The 1,234-nt window shown below is 62.8% G+C and carries 1 protein-coding gene; it reads right to left on the bottom strand.

The genetic code is table 11. The features are described from left to right. The coding region (locus A2I95_RS39630) for an amidase (RefSeq protein WP_291737832.1) at window positions 1-922 on the bottom strand (922 nt) is incomplete at its 3' end. Window positions 923-1,234: the final 312 nt, after the last annotated feature.

Here is a 1,234-nt window from a genome sequence, read left to right as displayed (position 1 = left end):
CGAACGCATTGGGCGGCTCCGCGTCCTCAACCAAATAGCCTGCGTCGGTCAGCGCCGCGCGGGCGAAATCCAATGCGGCCTCGACTTCGGGGTGCAAATCATAGCCATGGGTGTTCTTGGTGAAGGCCACTTTGATCGGGGCGTCCAGGGTTTCCCCGCGCCAGGGCATCGGCACATGAAAGGGGTCGCGCGGGTCTGCGGCAATCAAGGAGGGCATTGACAGATGCAGGTCTTCTGTCGAGCGGGTGATCAGCCCCTGCACTGACATCAGCTGCGCGAGCAGCCCGCGTTCGGCGGATTGGCTGGGGTTCCAGGCTGGCACCCGGCCCAGGCCAGGTTTCACTGTCACCGCGCCATTGGCAGCGGCCGGAAACCGCAAGGAGCCGCCAATGTCATTGCCATGGGCCATTGCGCCGATCCCGGCCATCACTGCAGCCCCTGCGCCGCCAGAGGACCCGCCGGGTGAGATATGCCGCCCCCAAGGGTTATGTGTGCGGCCATGCAGCGGGTTGTCGGTGTCGGCGCGGAAGGAAAACTCCGGTGTATTTGTCCGTCCGATCACAACCGCCCCGGCCTTTTGCAGGTTCTCCACCACCGGAGCGTCCGCAGGCGCTATCAAGTCCTTCAGCGCCGGGACTCCGTTGGAGGTGGCATGGTCCTTCTGATCAACGTTTATTTTGATGGTGACCGGCACACCGTGCAGCGGGCCGGGAACAGCGCCGCCTGCGTGTGCCGTGTCGAGCGCGCGGGCGCGCTTCAGTGCCTCGGCGCTCAGGTCTTCAACAACGGCATTCAGCGCCGGATTCACCGCGTTCATTCGATCAATGGAGGCTTGCACGGCATCTTCGGCGCTCAGATCTCCGGTGCGTGTCAGTTTTGTCAGTTCCGTTGCACCCAGGCGCCAGATATCCGGTTTTGTCATGCTCAAGCCTCCCTGGCCGCAGCCTAGGAGGGCAGGGCGGAGTTGCAAGGGAAACCGGACGGCAATGGGCCGGAAATCTGCGGGAACTCTACCGAGGTTCAAGACCTATTGGCTTGTCTGTCAGCGTGACAGGTCGCTTTAAAGCGCGCGATGATATGTCTGGTTGAGCCACGTGCCGTTGGCACGTCTTACACCTCGCTTCCCCAAGCCCGTGGCAGGCGGCGCGAAACGAAAAACGCAGTAAAAGAGGCGAAACCGGCTCCAGTTCATGCTTGGCAGAATCTAGGGTTGGCGGAGCACGGCCAGCCGGCG

This window comes from Leisingera sp. F5, assembly GCF_001593695.1.
Note: the sequence above shows the minus strand (reverse complement) of the source record. Positions and strands in the feature narration are given on the sequence as shown.